Genomic DNA, 17,387 nt, shown 5'->3' on the forward strand with positions numbered 1-17,387 from the left:
GGCGTGGGTGATCTCGCGTGGACGATCGGTGTGCGCGATCGGGGACTCAGCCGGTGAAGCCGGCCGTGATCGACGTGAACTGCCAGGTGCTCTGGCTGATGCCGGAGCAGTTGCTCGTCACACCGCCGCCCGGGCAGGGCCGGTCGCGGTTGACCGACCAGAAGGCGAGCCGCGCGATGTGCTTGGAGTTCGCCCAGTCGCGGATCTGCGTCCAGGTCCCGGGCGAGGTCAGCTCCTGCTGGTCGGACAGCCCGTTCATGCCGGAGATGCCGAGATGGGCGTAGGCGGTGGCGTCGTCCCAGCCGAACGTCGACTTCAGCTTGGTCTTCAGCCCCTCGGCCGCGCCCACGGTGCTGCCGTACATGTCGGCGCCGCCGCCGAAGTCGAACGGCATGATCGTGAAGACGTCGATGTCCGCGTTCAGCGCCTTGGCCTGCTCGATCAGCCGGTTGCCCCAGTAGTTCGGGCCGGTGGTGGAGGTGCCGAAGGTGATGATGGTCCTCAGCCCCGGGTTGTTCGCCTTGACGATCTTCAGGGCGTTCAGGATGCGGTCCTGCACGGTGGCGTTCTCGAACTCGTCGGTGTTCTCGATGTCGACGTCGATCGCCTTCAGCCCGTAGGCGTCGATGACCTTCTGGTACGCGCCCGCCAGCGCCTCGGCGCTGGAGCAGTTCGGCCCGAGCTTGTTGCCGCTCCAGCCGCCGATCGACGGGACGATGTCACCGCCGGCGGACCGGATGGCGTTGATGACGGTCTGGTCGTTGCCGCCGGTGAGCGGACGCTGTCCGTCCCAGGCCGGGTTGCAGCCGCCGGAGGACAGGATGAAGGCCATCGTGTACCACTTGATCCCGGTCGCGCTCATCACCGATGTCGCGCTCGGCGGATCGCCCCAGCCCAGGTAGAGATAGGGCGCGGCCTGCTTGAAGCCGGTGCCGCCCCCGCCGCCCGGGTCGGTGGTGACGGAGACCGCGTTGGAGGCCGCCGAGACGTTCCCGGCCGCGTCCCGCGCCTTCACCGTGAACGTGTAGGAGGTGCTGGGCGACAGCCCGCCGACCGTGGCGCTGGTGCCGGAGACGCCGCTGAGCACCTGGGTCGAGCCGCGGAAGACGTCGTAGCCGGTCACGCCGACGTTGTCGGTGGAGGCGTTCCAGGCGAGCGAGACGCTGGTGGAGGACGTGCCGGTGGAGCGCAGACCGCCCGGGGCGCTCGGCGCCTGCCCGTCCGAGCCGCCGCCGCCCGGCCCGTCGAGGCTGATGTCGTCGGCGTGGTAGGTGCCCTGCCCGTACCAGCCGTGCAGATAAATCGTGGCGCTGGTCTGGGAGGCGCCGGTCGTGAAGCTGAGCGACAGCCTGGAGTACGCCGACGGCGACGACGTCCAGGTGGAGGCACCGCCGTCCACGCCGAGGTAGACGTAGGAGCCCCGCACCCAGCCGCTGAGCGAGTACGTGGTGTTCGGCTGGACCGCGACGCTCTGGGAGCACCGGGCGTTGTCACTGGAACTCGCGGCCCCGGCCAGCGCCTTGGTGCCGCCGTGGACGGGGGAGGAGACGACGGAGCCGAGGTTGCCGGTACAGGACCACGGCGAGAGGCCGCCCGACTCGAAGCCGGGGTTGCCGAGGACGTTGGCCGCGTGAGCGGTGCCGGGCAGGGCGACGGCCGCGGTGACCGCGAGCGCCGCACTGCCGACGAGGGCGAGGACACGGCGTCTGAGCCGCGCGAGGGGTCGGTTGCGCACGTGATCTCCCTGCGAGAGGTGGGGTGTTCGGGAGTGCACAGGTGCTGAGAGGTGCGCTGAACAAAATGGTATGGACCAATTCCGCTGTCAAGCACTCACGCGGGATTGGTCCATACCGATGGCATACCGCCGGGGTCCTGCAGACGTCCTACAGGGGCAGAGCCGCCCCGGTCTGGACGGAGCCGGGCTGCGCGGGCGCGGGCACCGCGGGGAGCAGCGGCGCCTCCGTCTCCGGGCGCTGCTGCGGGATCGACACCGGACGCAGCGGACGCGGACCCGCGACCACCGTGTAGTCCTGGCCCAGGAACGGCGGGGTCACCGTGCCCGGGTCGTCGCCGAGCGCCAGCTGCACGGCCAGCCACGGCACGTTCACCCCGCACAGCGACAGCTGGTGCAGCCCGCCCGCCGGGCGGGTGTTGACGTCCATCAGCACCGGGGTGTCGCCGAACATCCGGAACTGCACATTGGACAGATAGTGCAGCCCGAAGCCCTCCACGACCAGCCGCGCCGGCTCCAGCCACTGCTCCTGCAGGGTGAAGCCGCGCCGGCGCCCGTTCTTGACCCGGCCGATCGCCAGCCGCACCCGGTTGTCCGGACCGGTCAGGCAGTCCACCGACACCTCCGGCTGCTCCAGGCGCGGCATCACCAGCCAGTCCACCGGCTCCTCGGACCGCCGCAGCGCGTCCAGGACCAGGTCCAGCTGCACATAGGGCGTCGGAAAGCCGCTGAGGTGCGTCAGCGAGAACGGGGAGCGGGTGATCATCCGGAAGCCGACCCCGCCCGCGCCGGACGCCGGCTTGAAGCACGCCCGGTGCCCGCCCGCCTCCAACTCCTCGACGGCGGCGAGGAGTTCGTCGGCGTCACGGACCCGGAACCACGGCGGCACCGGTACCCCGACCGCCTGGACGGCCTCGTACGCGACGACCTTGTCCTGGAAGACGGCCACGGCCTCCGGCGGCGGCGCCAGCAGCGCGGTGCCGACCGCCTCGAACTCCGCGCGATGCGCCACGATCGCCGACTGGTGCAGCCGCGGCACGAAGACGTCGATGCCGCGGCGCCGGCACTGGGCGAGGGCGTACTCGACGTATCCGGCGGGGGACAGGCCCTCGGGCTCCAGCTCCGCGGTGTCGGCGGCGGCCAGCACGGGGGAGTCGGCGTCCCCGTGCGTCGCATGGATCTCCACCGCTCTGTCGCTGGGATTTCTGCGGAGCTGATCCATGAAGAACACGTTCTCCGCGTACGTGCGGTTGAGCCAGACGCGTACGCGAGAGACCATGCAGGCCGTCCTTTCGGGGTTCGCGGGCACGGCGAAGCGGCCCGTGCCCGGGCAGGGAGGATGGAGGTACACCGAACCGCCCCTGGCGAAGGGTGTCGCGGCGGTGGTGTCGGGGCGATCATACGACCTTCAACGGGTGCCGCGTGCAACGTACGTGTTACGGATTCCGCCACCGCCCGGGCGCCCGGCCGGCCCGGCCTTGTCGCCGGTGCACAGCCTGTGTTCTCGTGGTGTCCATCGGGTGATCGGGGGAGGGGCGAGGGTGACGTCGACGGCCGCGGGGACCAGCCAATTGCTGGCCGTCAGCGATCTGCACATCGGGTACGAGGAGAACCGCGCCCTCGTGGAGGGCATGCGCCCCGGCACCGACGACGACTGGCTGCTGGTCGCCGGCGATGTCGCGGAGACCGTGGACGACGTCACCTGGGCGCTGAAGACGCTCGCCGGCCGCTTCCGCCGGGTCGTCTGGGTCCCCGGCAACCACGAGCTGTGGACACACCCCAAGGACTCCGTCACGCTGCGCGGCACCGCCCGCTACGAGCACCTCGTCGAGGTGTGCCGGGACCTCGGCGTGACCACACCCGAGGACCCCTACCCCGTCTGGGACGGCCCCGGCGGCCCGGTCGCCGTCGCCCCGCTCTTCCTCCTCTACGACTACTCCTTCCTCCCCGCGGGCTGCGCGACCAAGGAGGAGGGCCTGGAGTACGCGCACGGGACCGGCGTCGTCTGCAACGACGAGTTCCTGCTGCACCCCGACCCCTACCCGACCCGCGACGCGTGGTGCGCGGCCCGGGTCGCCGCGACCGAACGCCGGCTCGCCGCCCTCCCCGAGGACCTGCCCACCGTCCTCGTCAACCACTACCCGCTGCACCGGCACCCGACGGACGTGCTGTGGTACCCCGAGTTCGCGATGTGGTGCGGCACCACCCGGACCGCCGACTGGCACCGCCGCTTCCGCGTCGCCGCCATGGTGTACGGCCACCTCCACATCCCGCGGACCACCTGGCACGAGGGCGTCCGCTTCGAGGAGGTCTCCGTCGGCTACCCCCGCGAGTGGCGCCGCCGACCGGAACCACCGGGCCGGCTGCGCCGTGTGCTGCCCGCGCCGGACGGGGAGGGCACGGTCCGTTGATCGAGGAGCTGCTGACGGACGACACGGTCGGCGTCGAGACGTACGGAGACGAGGAGCACCCGCCGCTCTACCCCGAGGAGGAGGCGGTCGTCGCCCGCGCGGTCGTCAAGCGCCGCCGCGAGTTCACCGCCGTACGCTCCTGCGCGCGCCGCGCCATGGAGAAGCTCGGCGTGCCCCCGCGGGCCGTGCTCCCCGGCGAGCGCGGCGCCCCCGGCTGGCCGCCCGGACTCATCGGCAGCATGACCCACTGCGACGGGTACGCCGCCGCCGCGCTGGCCCGCGCCGCCGACCTGGCCTCGCTCGGCATCGACGCCGAGACCCACCTGCCGCTGCCGGACGGGGTGCTGGACGCCGTCGCGCTGCCCGGTGAGACGGAGCGGCTCCGCCGGCTCGCCGCCGAGCACCCCGCGGTCCACTGGGACCGGCTCCTGTTCAGCGCCAAGGAGTCCGTTTACAAGGCGTGGTTCCCCCTCACCGGACGGTGGCTGGACTTCTCCGAGGCCGACATCGACATCCGGGCCGGAGACTCCGATCCGCGCGCGGGCCGGTTCGATGCCCGGCTCCTCGTGCCGGGCCCGGTGGTCGGCGGGCGCCGGCTCGAGCGGTTCGAGGGCCGCTGGACCGTCGGGCGGGGGCTGGTGGCGACAGCGGTGACCGTGCCGCACACCTGACCCCGGCGTCGGCCGCCGCTCTCTAGTCCGGGCACCAGGTCCGCAGGAGATGGAAGAACTCCTCCTCGTGGCCCGTCAGCCCCGCGTCCGCCAGGGCCTGTTCGGCCTCGGCGAGGACGGAGGGCGGCACGACGGGTGGCCGGCCCGGTCCTGAGGCACCGTCGAACGCGGCTCGCACGGTGTGCAGCAGCCGCAGGTAGGCCTGGACGGCGGTGCGCTCGCGGTCGGTCAGTACGGCGGTGGGCATCGGTCGGCTCTCCCCGGGTCGGCGTCGTCGCGCCCCGCACGCAGGGGCGCCACCCACCAGCTTGCCGTCCACCACTGACAACGGGTCGGGCCCGGCCGTCCGTTCACCGGATACGCGCAGGTCAGCGGGTCAGCTCTGTGGACCCAGATAACCGAGCGACGCCTCGATCCGGCCCGCCAGATGGTCGCGCCGGCCCCGCTCCGAGGAAACCGCCAGCCAGGCGCGGCACTTGCTCGCCAGCAGCAGGCCGAAGGCCTCGGCCTCCTTCTCCTCCGCCTGGTCGAAGTGGTTGCGGGCGGCGACCTTCAGGACCGCCGAGCGCAGGTCGGCCTCGCTGCCCAGCATCCGGGCCGCCACGGAGGCGCCCTCGATGCTGTGGCTGCAGTGGCCGGCCTTCATGTGCCACAGCTCGTGGCCGAGGATCACCAGCTGGTGGTCGGGCGCGGTGCGCTCCTCGATCACCACGAGGTCCTGGTCGGCCATGTCGAGCCACAGGCCGCTCGCGGTGCCGGGCGGGAAGGCGGCCGTACGGAAGTGGACGGGGCGGCCGCGGCGTCTGCCCATGGCGTCGCACAGCGCGCCGTACAGCGTCTCGGGCGCCGCGGGCGCGGGAAGCCTCAGCTCCGCGACCAACTCGCCGCACAGGCGGCGCATTTCCCTACCGATGCCCAATGGTCTCCCGTTCCTCCCGGTCACGACTCGGGCCGCTTGACGCTCTCCAGGAGCATGTCCAGCCACTCGGCGACCTTGTCGCGGTGCTGGTCGGTGGGGAGCTGGGCGGCCCGCCAGGCGATGCCGCGCACACCGTGGTCCTGCAGGAGCCTCTCCAGCGGGTCCTCGGCGGGCTGGACCGCCTCGCGCTCCGCGAGTCTCTGCAGCAGGTCCTGCTCGGTGCGCTGGAGCGCCCCGGCCAGCGCCTCGGGGTCCTCGGCGGTCAGGAAGCCGGCGTGCACGCGGAAGAAGCGCTGGATGGCGTCGCAGTGCTCCATGGTGGGCCGCCGGTCGCCGTTGATGAGGGCGCCCGCCTGCTGCCGGGACATGCCGGCGCCGTCCGCGATCTCCTGCTGGGTGTACCGGCGGCCGTTGGGCTTGAGGCGGGTGCGGCGCAGGAGGTCGAGCCGCTGGAGGAACCGGGCCTGCACATCCGGCTCGCCCGCGGGCCGGCCGCTCAGCAGGGCCTTGACCACGGACTCCGGGACTCCGGAGGCGGCGGACAGCCGGCCGGTGTCGAAGACCTCCGTGTGCGGGACGTCGAGCCGGTCGGCGAGCGCGGTGACGCGGGCGACGACGGCGGGCAGCGCGGCCGTCACCGTGGCGCCAGGGCCCCCGAAGCCATCCGTCACCGACAGATCTCCTACGTCTCTCACAGGCTTCTCACAACCTGTTGCCGTGAACTCGACGAAGATTACCGGGTGGTTCGAACGCGCATCCAGGTTCCGCCACAACTGTGGCCAATTTCAGCCGTCAACAGGCGGGGAATGCCACGATAGTTGACATGGCTCGGGCACGGGCACCAGGATCGGGGCGCCGCGTGAAGGCCGCATAGGCAAGAGGGGTGACCTCCCGATGGCATATCAGGCAGGTGGGCAGCGGTCCGTACCGCGGCCCGTCCCCGACCGCCCCGAGGTCCAGGCGTACCTCCGGGACTACGCCGCCCTCGTGGAGGCCGTGCCCTTCCCGTCCGTCGTCGTCGACCACCGCTGGGACGTCATCCTGGCGAACAGCGCTTTCGCGTCACTTTTCAGCGCCGTGGGCCCGCATCCCACCGCCATGCCGCACGACAACCTCCTGCGCTTCGTCCTCTTCCACCCGGACGCCGCCTCGGTCCTCGGCGACCACGAGACCGGCTGGTGCCTGCCGATGCTGGCGCACCTCTCCGAGGCGCTGGAGCGGCACGGCCATGACCACGCGCTCCAGGCCGTCCGCCGGGACGTCGCCCAGGACCCCCTGATGGAGGCCGCCTACCGGCAGGGCCTGCCGCACTGGATCCGCGCGGTGGGGGAGCGGGCCGTCGAGGAGGACGGCGCGGTCCGCCCGCTGCACCACCCCGATCCGCGCTGGGGCTCCACCGAGTGCCGGGTCGTCGACGAGACGCCGGCGACCCTGCGCGAACTGGGTTATACGCGGCTGACGCTGGTGCTGCGCGAGGCGCGCCGTGAGCGGGGCAGGGCGCGCGGGGCGCGTCGTGACGCCTCGTATCTACGCGTGGTGCGTCCGCCCGAGGACTGAACGGGGCACCGTCGGCGTTCAGGTCGCCGACGGCGCCCCGTCAGCACCTCCCTGCGTTCACCCAGGTTCCGCACTGTTCCGTCCGACAGTGGTGTGTGACATAGTACTGGTGTGACCCAGGGACTGACCTGCGACGTCGTGGTCGTCGGAGCCGGTATCACGGGCGCCGCCTGCGCCCTGTACGCGGCCCGGGCCGGCCTCGACGTGATCCTCGTCGACCGCGGCCCGGTCGCGGGCGGCACCACCGGCGCCGGCGAGGGCAACATCCTGGTCTCCGACAAGGAACCGGGACCCGAGCTCGACCTCGCGCTGCTCTCCGCGCGCCTGTGGCGGGAGCTGGCCGAGGAGTACGGGCCGTCCGTCGAGTACGAGGCGAAGGGCGGCCTCGTCGTGGCGTCCACCCCGGACGGGCTCACCGCGCTCGAGCGGTTCGCCTCCGCCCAGCGCGCCGCCGGAGTCACCGCCGAACCCGTCACGGGCGGGGCCTTGTACGACCTCGAACCGGATCTTGCCCCCGGTCTCCCCGGCGGCGTCCACTATCCGCAGGACAGCCAGGTCATGCCCGCCCTCGCCGCCGCCACCCTGGCCCGCGCCTCGAAGGCCCGCCTCCTGACCGGCGTCACCGTGACCGGCGTCCTGCGCACCCGTGACGGCGCGGTCCGCGGGGTGCGCACCGACCGGGGCGACCTGCACGCGCCCGCCGTCGTGAACGCGGCCGGCACCTGGGGCGGCGACCTCGCCGCGCTCGCCGGCGTCCACCTCCCCGTCCTGCCCCGGCGCGGCTTCGTCCTCGTCACCGAGCCCCTGCCGCGCCGGATCCGGCACAAGGTGTACGCCGCCGACTACGTGGCCGACGTCGCCAGCGACTCGGCCGCGCTGCAGACCTCCCCGGTCGTCGAGGGCACGGCAGCGGGCCCCGTCCTGATCGGCGCGAGCCGCGAACGCGTCGGCTTCGACCGGACGTTCTCGCTGCCCGTCGTCCGGGCCCTGGCCGCCGGCGCGACCCGGCTCTTCCCGTTCCTCCGGGACGTCCACGCGATACGCGCCTACCTCGGCTTCCGCCCCTACACCCCCGACCATCTGCCCGCCGTCGGCCCCGACCCCCGTGTCGCCGGGCTCCACCACGCCTGCGGCCACGAGGGCGCCGGCATCGGACTGGCCCCCGCCACCGGCCACTTGATCGCCCAGGCCCTGACCGGGCGGACCCCCGCGCTCGGCCTGACGCCGTTCCGCCCCGACCGCTTCCCCGAGGAGGCCGTGTGACCAGCCCCCTGGACCTCGCCGACGCCCACCCCGGCCCCGCCTTCACGGTGACCCTCGACGGCCGGGAGATCCAGGCACTGCCCGGCCACACCGTCGCCGCCGCCCTGTGGACGGCCGGCGTCACCTCCTGGCGCACCACCCGCGCCCAGGGCCGCCCGCGCGGGGTGTTCTGCGGCATCGGCGTCTGCTTCGACTGCCTCGTCACCGTCAACGACCGCCCCAACCAGCGGGCCTGCCTGCTCCCGTTGAACCCCGGCGACGCGATCCGCACCCAGGACGGGACGGGCCACGATGACTGACCGCGCCCCCGCCCCGCACCTCGCCGTCGTCGGCGCCGGGCCCGCCGGGCTCGCCGCGGCCCTCGCAGCCGCCGCACGGGGCGTACGGGTCACGCTGCTGGACGCGGCACCGCAGGCGGGCGGCCAGTTCCACCGCAGGCCCGCCGCCGCGCTCGGCGCCCGCAGACCCCAGGCGCTGCACCACGCGTGGCGCACGGCGGAGCGGCTCAGGGAGAGCCTGGAGGCGCACGTGCGGGCAGGCCGGGTACGGCACTTGACGGACCATCACGTCTGGTGCGCCGAGCCCGGACCCGGCACCGGATTCACCGTGCACGCCCTGCACGGCCCCGAGCAGCGCGAGCCCGCCGAGGTGCGGGCGGACGCCCTCGTCCTCGCCACCGGCGGCTACGAGAAGGTCCTGCCGTTCCCCGGCTGGACGCTTCCCGGGGTCGTCACCGCGGGCGGCGCCCAGGCCATGCTGAAGGGCACCCTGACCGTGTCCGGCCGTACCGCCGTCGTCGCCGGCACCGGCCCGCTGCTGCTCCCGGTCGCGGCCGGGCTCGCGGCGGCCGGTGTCACCGTCGCCGCGCTCGTGGAGTCCGCCGACCCGAAGGCCCTCCTGCGGCGTACGCCCGTATGGGCGGCCCACCCCGCCAAGCTCGCCGAAGGCGCCGGATACGCGGCCGCGTTGCTGCGCCGGCGCGTGCCGGTCCTCACCCGGCACACCGTGGTCGAGGCGCACGGCACCGACCGGCTGGAGGCCGTCACCGTCGCCGCCCTCGACGGCGACGGACGCGTCCGCCCCGGCACCGGGCGGCGCATCCCGTGCGCGACGCTCGCCGTCGGCCACGGCATGCTGCCGCAGACCGACCTCGCCGAGACCCTCGGCTGCCGGATGGACGGCCTCGCCGTACGCGTCGACGCCGAGCAGCGCACGGACGTGCCCGGCGTGTGGGCGGCGGGGGAGACCACCGGTATCGGCGGCGCCGAACTCTCCCTCGCCGAGGGGCATATCGCCGGCCGGTCCGCCGCGGCCCGGCTGCACGGAACCAGGCCCGACCCGGAGGGCTGGGCGCGGGCCGCCCGGGCACGGGACCGGCTGCGGGCCTTCGCCGCCGCGCTGGAGTCCGTGTACGCGCCGCCCGCGCACGGGACCGAGCAGATCACCGACGACACGCTCGTCTGCCGCTGCGAGGAGGTCACCGCCGGCGCCGTCCGTGAGGCCGTGACCGACCTCGGCGCGGGCGACGTCCGCACGGTGAAGCTGCTGACCCGGGCCGGAATGGGCTGGTGCCAGGGCCGGATCTGCGCCCCCGCGGTCGCCGGACTCACCGGCTGCGCGCTCACCCCGACCCGCAGGCCGTTCGCCCGTCCCGTGCCCCTCGGGGTGCTCGCGGGCGGGCCGGACCACCGCGATGACATGTCAGACCCCACTGGGAGGGAATCCGGATGACCGTCACCGAGCACCGCCCCTGGCGCGGCGTCCTCGTCGCCACCGCGCTGCCGTTCGACGAGGATCTGCGCGTCGACCACGGCCGGTACGCCGAGCACTGCGCCTGGCTCGTCGAGAACGGCTGCGACGGCGTCGTCCCCAACGGCTCGCTGGGGGAGTACCAGGTCCTCACCCCCGAGGAACGCGCGAAGGTCGTCGAGACGGCGGTGGCGGCCGTCGGCGGCGCACGGGTGATGCCCGGTGTCGCCGCGTACGGCTCCGCCGAGGCCCGGCGCTGGGCCGAGCAGGCCCGTGACGCGGGCTGCGCCTCCGTGATGCTGCTGCCGCCCAACGCGTACCGCGCCGACGAGCGTTCGGTGCTCGCGCACTACGCGGAGGTCGCGAAGGCGGGCGTGCCGATCGTGGCGTACAACAACCCCATCGACACCAAGGTCGACCTGGTGCCCGAACTGCTCGCCAGGCTGCACGCCGAGGGGCACATCCACGCGGTCAAGGAGTTCTCCGGTGACGTCCGCCGCGCCTACCGGATCGCTGAACTCGCCCCCGGACTCGACCTGTTGATCGGCGCGGACGACGTCCTGCTGGAACTGGCCCTGGCCGGCGCCAAGGGCTGGGTCGCCGGGTACCCGAACGCGCTGCCGCGGGAGTCGGTACGGCTGTACCGGGCCGCCGTGTCGGGCGATCTGGACACGGCCAAGGAGTTGTACTCACAGCTGCACCCGCTGCTGCGCTGGGACTCCCGGGTGGAGTTCGTCCAGGCCATCAAGCTGTCCATGGACGTCGTGGGCCGCCACGGGGGACCCGTACGTCCGCCGCGCGTCCCGCTGCTGCCCGAGCAGGAGGCCGCCGTACGGGCGGCCACGGAGAAGGCCGTCGCGGCCGGATGGGCGTAGGGGACCATGCGCAGCAAGCTCGTCCTGCACGCCGTCGACTCGCACACCGAGGGCATGCCCACCCGGGTCGTCACCGGCGGCGTCGGCACCGTGCCCGGCGCGACGATGAACGAACGGCGCCTGTACTTCCGTGAGCACCGCGACCACGTCAAGCGGCTGCTGATGAACGAGCCGCGCGGGCACGCCGCCATGAGCGGCGCGATCCTCCAGCCGCCGACCCGCCCCGACTGCGACTGGGGCGTGATCTACATCGAGGTGTCGGGCTATCTGCCGATGTGCGGGCACGGCACCATCGGCGTGGCGACCGTGCTGGTGGAGACCGGCATGGTCGAGGTGGTGGAGCCGGTCACCACGATCCGGCTGGACACCCCGGCCGGTGTCGTCGTCGCCGAGGTGGCCGTCGAGGACGGCGCCGCGAAGGAGGTCACCCTGCGGAACGTGCCGTCCTTCGCGGTCGCCCTCGACCGCCGCGCCACCCTCGCCGACGGCCGCACGGTGACCTACGACCTGGCGTACGGCGGCAACTTCTACGCGATCCTGCCGCTGGAGCGGTTCGGACTGCCCTTCGAGCGTTCCCGCAAGGACGACATCCTCGCCGCCGGGCTCGCGTTGATGGAGGCGGTCAACGCCGAGGACGAGCCCGTCCACCCGGAGGACCCCTCCATCCGCGGCTGCCACCACGTCCATCTGCTCGCGGCCGGCTCCACCGCCCGGCACTCCCGGCACGCCATGGCCATCCACCCGGGCTGGTTCGACCGCTCGCCGTGCGGGACGGGCACCAGCGCGCGCATGGCGCAGCTCCACGCGCGCGGTGAACTCCCGCTGCACACCGAGTTCGTGAACGAGTCGTTCATCGGCACCCGGTTCACGGGCCGTCTCCTCGGCACCACGCGCGTCGGCGACCACCCCGCCGTGCTGCCCAGCTTCACCGGGCGCGCCTGGATCACGGGCACGGCCCAGTACCTGCTCGATCCCACGGACCCGTTCCCGGAGGGGTTCGTGCTGTGAGCGGGGGATAATGCCCGGTACCGCGTGACATTGCACAGCGGCACGACCCGAGGAGACACCGTATGGCCGCCCAGCGCACCGGCGCCCCGTCCACCGCCGCCGCTCCCGCGCTGCCCTCCCTGGGCGGACGCAGGAGCAGCTACCGGGAGAAGGTCGCCGACGCCCTGCGGGCCGCGCTGATCGCCGGGGAACTGCGGCCCGGCGAGGTGTACTCGGCGCCCGGGCTCGCCGCCCGCTTCGGCGTCTCGGCGACCCCGGTGCGCGAGGCCATGCTCGACCTGGCCAAGGAGGGGCTGGTCGACACGGTGCCCAACAAGGGGTTCCGGGTCACGGCGGTCTCCGAGAAGCAGCTCGACGAGTACAAGCACATCCGCGCGCTCATCGAGATCCCGACGGTCGTGGAACTGGCCGCCACCGCCGACCCGGTGTCCCTGGAGGCGCTGCGGCCCGCCGCCCGGGAGATCGTGCGGGCCGCGGCCGACGGTGACCTCATCGCGTACGTCGAGGCCGACACGCGCTTCCATCTGGGCCTGCTCGCCCTCGCCGGGAACGCCCATCTGGTGGAGGTCGTCCGCGACCTGCGCAAACGCTCCCGGCTGTACGGGCTGACGGCGCTGGTCGAGGCCGGGCGCCTGCTCGCGTCCGCCGAGGAGCACCTGGAACTGCTCGACGCGCTGCTCGCCCGGGACGAGCGGGCCGTACGGGAGGTCATGACCCGGCATCTGGGGCATGTCCGGGGCCTGTGGGCGGCGGGGAACGAGGGCTGAGGCGCCGCGAAGCGAGGGCTGACGCGGCGCGGCACGAGGGCTGACCCATACGCAAGCAGTTTGCATTTCTTGCGCTATTCTTGCGTTCATGACGCGACGACTTGCTGAAGTGGCGAAGAAGGTCGGGGTCAGCCAGGCCACGGTCAGCCGGGTGCTCAACGACAAGCCCGGTGTCTCCGAGGCCACCCGGCAGGCGGTGCTCTCCGCCCTCGACGTGCTCGGCTACGAGCGCCCCACCCAGCTGCGCGGCGAGCGTGCGCGTCTGGTCGGCCTGGTCCTGCCCGAGCTGCAGAACCCGATCTTCCCGGCGTTCGCCGAGGTGATCGGCGGGGCGCTCGCCCAGCTCGGCCTGACCCCGGTGCTGTGCACACAGACCAAGGGCGGGGTCTCCGAGGCCGACTACGTCACGCTGCTGCTCCAGCAGCAGGTCTCCGGGGTGGTCTTCGCCGGCGGCCTGTACGCGCAGGCGGACGCGCCGCACGACCACTACAAGGAACTCGCGGGCCGCAACATCCCGGTGGTGCTGGTCAACGCGGCCATCGAGCACCTGGGCTTCCCGGCCGTCTCCTGCGACGACGCGGTGGCGGTGGAGCAGGCGTGGCGGCATCTGGCCTCGCTGGGCCACGAGCGCATCGGGCTGGTGCTGGGCCCGGCCGACCATGTGCCGTCGGCGCGCAAGCTGGCGGCCGCGCGGGAGATCGCCGGGGAGCTGCCCGAGGAGCATGTGGCGCGGGCCATCTTCTCGATCGAGGGCGGGCACGCGGCCGCCTCCCGGCTGATCGACCGGGGCGTCACCGGCATCATCTGCGCGAGCGACCCGCTGGCCCTCGGCGCCGTACGGGCCGCACGCCGCAAGGGACTCGACGTGCCGTCGGAGATCTCCGTCGTCGGCTACGACGACTCCGCGTTCATGAACTGCACCGAGCCCCCGCTCACCACCGTCCGCCAGCCGATCGAGGCCATGGGCCGGGCGGCCGTCGAACTGCTGAACGCCCAGATCGCGGGCACCCCGGTCCCCGCCGAGGAGCTGCTCTTCGAGCCCGAGCTGGTCGTCCGGGGCTCCACGGCGCAGGCGCCGCGTCCCTGACGGAGGACCCCTCGCGAAAGGCGCATCACCGGCAACCGACCTGCTGTTCAAAAATTGCAAATCTCGCGCGACATCTTGCGCTCGGATGTCGTCGGTGCTTGAGTGTGCGGCGCCCACCGCTCCATGCCCAGAGGGGTCCACCGATGAGAAGCACCGGGTTCCGCCGTACCTTTGCCGCGCTGAGCGCCTGTTCGCTCGCCCTCGCCGCCTCCGCCTGCGGTTCGGGCGAGGACGACTCGGCGAGCGGCAAGACCCGCATCACGGTCAACTGCATGCCGCCCAAGAGCGCCAAGGTCGACCGCCAGTTCTTCGAGCAGGACGTCGCCGACTTCGAGCGGCAGAACCCGGACATCGACGTCGTGCCGCACGACGCGTTCCCCTGCCAGGACCCGAAGACCTTCGACGCCAAGCTCGCCGGCGGGCAGATGGAGGACGTCTTCTACACGTACTTCACCGACGCCCGGCACGTCGTCGACATCAATCAGGCGGCCGACATCACGCCGTACGTCAAGGAACTCAAGAGCTACGGCACCATCCAGCAGCAGCTGCGCGACATCTACACCGTCGACGGCAAGGTCTACGGCGTCCCGCGGACCGGCTACTCGATGGGCCTGATCTACAACAAGGCGCTCTTCGAGAAGGCCGGCCTCGACCCCGAGAAGCCCCCGGCCACCTGGGACGAGGTCCGCACCGCGGCCAAGAGGATCGCCGGCCTCGGCGGCGGCACCGTCGGCTACGCCGACTACAGCGCCCAGAACCAGGGCGGCTGGCACTTCACCGCCGAGCTGTACTCCCAGGGCGGCGACGTCGTCAGCCCCGACGGCAAGAAGGCCACCGTCGACTCGCCCGAGGGCCGCGCCGTCCTGCGGACCCTCCACGACATGCGGTGGAAGGACGACTCGATGGGCAGCAAGCAGCTGCTCGTCATCAACGACGTCCAGCAGATGATGGGTTCGGGCAAGCTCGGCATGTACCTGGCCGCCCCCGACAACATCCCGATCCTCGTCAAGGAGAAGGGCGGAAACTACAAGGACCTCGCCCTCGCCCCCATGCCCGGCGGCAAGGGCACCCTCATCGGCGGCGACGGCTACATGTTCAACAAGAAGGCGAGCCCCGAGCAGATCCGGGCCGGCCTGAAGTGGCTCGACCACATGTTCCTCACCCCCGGAGACGGCTTCCTCGGCGACTACGCCCGCGCCAAGAAGAACGACGCCCCCGTGGGCCTGCCCGAACCCCGCCTCTTCACCGGCGCCGCCGACGCCAAGGACCAGGAGGTGAAGAAGGCCAACGCCAACGTCCCGGTGGAGAACTACCAGCCGTTCCTCGACGGCAACCAGAACCTCGACATGAAGATCGAGCCGCCGAGCGCCCAGCAGATCTACTCCGTCCTCGACGGGGTCGTCTCCGCCGTCCTCACCAAGGAGGACGCCGACATCGACCAGCTCCTGAAGGACGCGTCCGGCAAGATCGACGGAATCCTGGACCGGGGCTGACCCGTCATGACCGACACGGCTCAGCGACGGACCGTCGCGAAGGTCGCGGTGCACCCCGTGCAGGCGCCGCCCCCGGCAGGGGACCGGAGGCGGCGCCGCCTCGCCGACCAGGCCCGCGCCTACGGCTTCCTCGTCGGCGGACTCGTCTGCTTCGCCCTGTTCTCCTGGTACCCGGCGATCCGCGCGGTCGTGATCGCCTTCCAGAAGTACACGCCGGGCGGCGAACCCGAGTGGGTCGGCACCGCCAACTTCACCCGCGTCTTCCAGGACCCGGAGTTCACGGCGGCCTGGCGCAACACGCTCACCTTCACCCTGCTCGCCCTGCTGATCGGCTTCGCGATCCCCTTCGTGCTCGCCCTGGTCCTCAACGAACTCCGGCACGCCAAGGCCTTCTTCCGGGTCGTGGTCTATCTGCCGGTGATGATCCCGCCGGTGGTCAGCGCCCTGCTGTGGAAGTGGTTCTACGACCCGGGCACCGGGCTCGCCAACGAGGCGCTGCGCTTTCTGCACCTGCCGACCTCGAACTGGTCCAACGGCGCCGACACCGCGCTGGTCTCCCTCGTCATCGTCGCCACCTGGGCCAACATGGGCGGCACCGTGCTGATCTACCTCGCGGCGCTCCAGTCCATCCCCGGAGAGCTGTACGAGGCGGCCGAACTCGACGGCGCCAACCTGCTGCAGCGCGTCCGGCACATCACGATCCCGCAGACCCGGTTCGTGATCCTGATGCTGATGCTCCTTCAGATCATCGCCACCATGCAGGTGTTCACCGAACCCTTCGTGATCACCGGCGGCGGCCCGGAGAACGCCACGGTCACCGTCCTCTACCTGATCTACAAGTACGCCTTCCTCTACAACGACTTCGGCGGCGCCTGCGCCCTGAGCGTGATGCTCCTCGTGCTCCTCGGCGCCTTCTCCGCCGTGTACCTGCGACTGACCCGCACCGAAGGGGAGAGCGCATGAGCACCCGGACCCTCCTCTCGCCGGCCGCCCTGGCCCGGCCGCGCGGCAAGGCCGCCTACTGGACCGTCTTCACCGGCACCGTCCTGCTGTTCGTGATCGCGTTCCTCTTCCCCGTCTACTGGATGGTCACGGGCGCGATGAAGTCGGCGGACGAGGTCGCCAGGACCCCGCCCACCCTGGTCCCGGAACGCTGGCAGGTCAGCGGATACACCGACGCCTGGGACCTGATGCAGCTGCCCGAACACCTGTGGAACACCGTCGTCCAGGCCGCCGGCGCCTGGCTGTTCCAGCTGGTGTTCTGCACGGCCGCCGCCTACGCGCTGTCCAAGCTGCGGCCCGCCTTCGGCAACGTGATCCTCGGCGGCATCCTCGCCACCCTCATGGTCCCCGCCCAGGCCCTGGTCGTGCCGAAGTACCTGACCGTGGCCGACCTCGGGCTGCTCAACGACCCCGTCGCGATCTGGCTGCCGGCCGTCGCCAACGCCTTCAACCTCTATCTGCTCAAGCGGTTCTTCGACCAGCTCCCGCGCGATGTACTGGAGGCCGCCGAGATGGACGGCGCCGGCCGGCTGCGCACCCTGTGGTCGATCGTGCTCCCGATGTCCCGGCCCGTCCTCGGCGTGGTGTCGATCTTCGCCCTGGTCGCCGTCTGGCAGGACTTCCTCTGGCCGCTGATGGTGTTCTCCGACACCGACAAACAGCCCATCAGCGTCGCCCTCGTCCAGCTGTCGCAGAACATCCCGCTGACCGTGCTCATCGCCGCGATGGTCATCGCGAGCATCCCCATGGTCGCGATGTTCCTCGCCTTCCAGCGGCACATCATCGCGGGGATCGGCGCGGGCAGCACCAAGGGCTGACGTCCCCCACCCACCCCCCGGACGTCCACTCCCTC

Annotated in this window: 18 protein-coding genes; 13 read left to right on the forward strand and 5 right to left on the reverse strand. The window is 72.3% G+C overall.

All coding sequences use genetic code 11. The features are described from left to right. Window positions 1-46 precede the first annotated feature (46 nt). Together KBY32_RS00610 and KBY32_RS00615 are read right to left on the reverse strand one after the other, a co-directional pair. Window positions 47-1,735 (reverse strand): carbohydrate binding domain-containing protein, encoded by a 1,689-nt coding sequence (locus KBY32_RS00610; protein ID WP_210978412.1) that lies wholly within the window; start codon window positions 1,733-1,735, stop codon window positions 47-49. 148 nt (window positions 1,736-1,883) lie between these two features. Beyond that, window positions 1,884-3,011, reverse strand: a complete 1,128-nt coding sequence (locus KBY32_RS00615; protein WP_210978413.1) for an ATP-grasp domain-containing protein — start codon at window positions 3,009-3,011, stop codon at window positions 1,884-1,886. Window positions 3,012-3,273: 262 nt separating this feature from the next. Here KBY32_RS00615 and KBY32_RS00620 point away from each other — a divergent pair, with 262 nt between their 5' ends. Together KBY32_RS00620 and KBY32_RS00625 are read left to right on the forward strand one after the other, a co-directional pair. Further along, a complete protein-coding gene (locus tag KBY32_RS00620; protein WP_210978414.1) occupies window positions 3,274-4,143 on the forward strand; it encodes a metallophosphoesterase in 870 nt (289 codons plus the stop codon). Beyond that, the gene (locus KBY32_RS00625) at window positions 4,140-4,814 is read left to right on the forward strand and encodes a 4'-phosphopantetheinyl transferase (protein WP_210978415.1); all 675 of its coding nucleotides are present in this window, start codon (window positions 4,140-4,142) and stop codon (window positions 4,812-4,814) included. The genes KBY32_RS00620 and KBY32_RS00625 overlap by 4 nt, the downstream gene beginning before the upstream one ends. Before the next feature lie 22 nt (window positions 4,815-4,836). Here the strand turns inward: KBY32_RS00625 and KBY32_RS00630 are convergent, their stop codons facing one another. The 3 genes from KBY32_RS00630 to KBY32_RS00640 form a co-directional block, all read right to left on the reverse strand. Continuing rightward, window positions 4,837-5,061 carry a hypothetical protein gene (locus KBY32_RS00630; RefSeq protein WP_108709522.1) on the reverse strand — a complete coding sequence of 75 codons (225 nt, stop codon included), beginning with the start codon at window positions 5,059-5,061 and terminating at the stop codon, window positions 4,837-4,839. Between the two features lie 129 nt (window positions 5,062-5,190). After that, window positions 5,191-5,715 carry a toxin-antitoxin system, toxin component gene (locus KBY32_RS00635; RefSeq protein WP_108709523.1) on the reverse strand — a complete coding sequence of 175 codons (525 nt, stop codon included), beginning with the start codon at window positions 5,713-5,715 and terminating at the stop codon, window positions 5,191-5,193. A gap of 38 nt (window positions 5,716-5,753) precedes the next feature. Next, on the reverse strand, window positions 5,754-6,404 hold the full coding sequence (locus tag KBY32_RS00640) for a helix-turn-helix transcriptional regulator (protein ID WP_210978416.1): 651 nt from the start codon (window positions 6,402-6,404) through the stop codon (window positions 5,754-5,756). 223 nt (window positions 6,405-6,627) lie between these two features. Between KBY32_RS00640 and KBY32_RS00645 the strand changes: the two genes are divergently transcribed. From KBY32_RS00645 to KBY32_RS00695, 11 genes are all read left to right on the forward strand, one after another. After that, the gene (locus KBY32_RS00645; protein ID WP_210978417.1) at window positions 6,628-7,290 is read left to right on the forward strand and encodes a hypothetical protein; all 663 of its coding nucleotides are present in this window, start codon (window positions 6,628-6,630) and stop codon (window positions 7,288-7,290) included. Window positions 7,291-7,401: 111 nt separating this feature from the next. After that, window positions 7,402-8,553 carry an FAD-binding oxidoreductase gene (locus KBY32_RS00650; protein ID WP_210978418.1) on the forward strand — a complete coding sequence of 384 codons (1,152 nt, stop codon included), beginning with the start codon at window positions 7,402-7,404 and terminating at the stop codon, window positions 8,551-8,553. Then, window positions 8,550-8,852: a (2Fe-2S)-binding protein gene (locus KBY32_RS00655; protein ID WP_210978419.1), complete on the forward strand. Its 303-nt coding sequence runs from the start codon at window positions 8,550-8,552 to the stop codon at window positions 8,850-8,852. Before KBY32_RS00650 ends, KBY32_RS00655 begins: the two co-directional genes overlap by 4 nt. Continuing rightward, window positions 8,845-10,284, forward strand: coding sequence for an NAD(P)/FAD-dependent oxidoreductase (locus KBY32_RS00660; RefSeq protein WP_210978420.1), 1,440 nt, complete (start codon window positions 8,845-8,847; stop codon window positions 10,282-10,284). The genes KBY32_RS00655 and KBY32_RS00660 overlap by 8 nt, the downstream gene beginning before the upstream one ends. Then, on the forward strand, window positions 10,281-11,177 hold the full coding sequence (locus tag KBY32_RS00665) for a dihydrodipicolinate synthase family protein (protein WP_210978421.1): 897 nt from the start codon (window positions 10,281-10,283) through the stop codon (window positions 11,175-11,177). The genes KBY32_RS00660 and KBY32_RS00665 overlap by 4 nt, the downstream gene beginning before the upstream one ends. Window positions 11,178-11,183: 6 nt before the next feature. Then, entirely contained in the window at window positions 11,184-12,185 is a 1,002-nt protein-coding gene (locus tag KBY32_RS00670) for a proline racemase family protein (RefSeq protein ID WP_210978422.1), read from the forward strand. Between the two features lie 62 nt (window positions 12,186-12,247). Then, window positions 12,248-12,952, forward strand: coding sequence for a GntR family transcriptional regulator (locus tag KBY32_RS00675; protein ID WP_055619224.1), 705 nt, complete (start codon window positions 12,248-12,250; stop codon window positions 12,950-12,952). An 88-nt stretch (window positions 12,953-13,040) separates the two neighbouring features. Beyond that, complete coding sequence (locus tag KBY32_RS00680) at window positions 13,041-14,039, forward strand: LacI family DNA-binding transcriptional regulator (RefSeq protein WP_181890270.1); 999 nt, start codon at window positions 13,041-13,043, stop codon at window positions 14,037-14,039. Between the two features lie 143 nt (window positions 14,040-14,182). Next, on the forward strand, window positions 14,183-15,532 hold the full coding sequence (locus KBY32_RS00685; protein ID WP_210978423.1) for an ABC transporter substrate-binding protein: 1,350 nt from the start codon (window positions 14,183-14,185) through the stop codon (window positions 15,530-15,532). Window positions 15,533-15,538: 6 nt separating this feature from the next. Then, on the forward strand, window positions 15,539-16,495 hold the full coding sequence (locus tag KBY32_RS00690; protein ID WP_210978424.1) for a carbohydrate ABC transporter permease: 957 nt from the start codon (window positions 15,539-15,541) through the stop codon (window positions 16,493-16,495). Further along, window positions 16,492-17,352 carry a carbohydrate ABC transporter permease gene (locus KBY32_RS00695; protein WP_055619220.1) on the forward strand — a complete coding sequence of 287 codons (861 nt, stop codon included), beginning with the start codon at window positions 16,492-16,494 and terminating at the stop codon, window positions 17,350-17,352. Before KBY32_RS00690 ends, KBY32_RS00695 begins: the two co-directional genes overlap by 4 nt. The last annotated feature ends 35 nt before the right edge of the window (window positions 17,353-17,387 follow it).

The organism is Streptomyces sp. RK62 (assembly GCF_018070255.1).
Lineage (GTDB): Bacteria > Actinomycetota > Actinomycetes > Streptomycetales > Streptomycetaceae > Streptomyces > Streptomyces nigra.

Excerpts from the sequence above, each read along its gene's own strand:
- KBY32_RS00635 (WP_108709523.1), bottom strand. The coding sequence starts at position 5,715 with ATGCGCCGCCTGTGCGGCGAGTTGGTCGCGGAGCTGAGGCTTCCCGCG.
- KBY32_RS00695 (WP_055619220.1), top strand. The coding sequence starts at position 16,492 with ATGAGCACCCGGACCCTCCTCTCGCCGGCCGCCCTGGCCCGGCCGCGC.
- KBY32_RS00630 (WP_108709522.1), bottom strand. The coding sequence starts at position 5,061 with ATGCCCACCGCCGTACTGACCGACCGCGAGCGCACCGCCGTCCAGGCC.
- KBY32_RS00670 (WP_210978422.1), top strand. The coding sequence starts at position 11,184 with ATGCGCAGCAAGCTCGTCCTGCACGCCGTCGACTCGCACACCGAGGGC.
- KBY32_RS00615 (WP_210978413.1), bottom strand. The coding sequence starts at position 3,011 with ATGGTCTCTCGCGTACGCGTCTGGCTCAACCGCACGTACGCGGAGAAC.
- KBY32_RS00690 (WP_210978424.1), top strand. The coding sequence starts at position 15,539 with ATGACCGACACGGCTCAGCGACGGACCGTCGCGAAGGTCGCGGTGCAC.
- KBY32_RS00645 (WP_210978417.1), top strand. The coding sequence starts at position 6,628 with ATGGCATATCAGGCAGGTGGGCAGCGGTCCGTACCGCGGCCCGTCCCC.
- KBY32_RS00685 (WP_210978423.1), top strand. The coding sequence starts at position 14,183 with ATGAGAAGCACCGGGTTCCGCCGTACCTTTGCCGCGCTGAGCGCCTGT.
- KBY32_RS00680 (WP_181890270.1), top strand. The coding sequence starts at position 13,041 with ATGACGCGACGACTTGCTGAAGTGGCGAAGAAGGTCGGGGTCAGCCAG.
- KBY32_RS00660 (WP_210978420.1), top strand. The coding sequence starts at position 8,845 with ATGACTGACCGCGCCCCCGCCCCGCACCTCGCCGTCGTCGGCGCCGGG.
- KBY32_RS00675 (WP_055619224.1), top strand. The coding sequence starts at position 12,248 with ATGGCCGCCCAGCGCACCGGCGCCCCGTCCACCGCCGCCGCTCCCGCG.
- KBY32_RS00665 (WP_210978421.1), top strand. The coding sequence starts at position 10,281 with ATGACCGTCACCGAGCACCGCCCCTGGCGCGGCGTCCTCGTCGCCACC.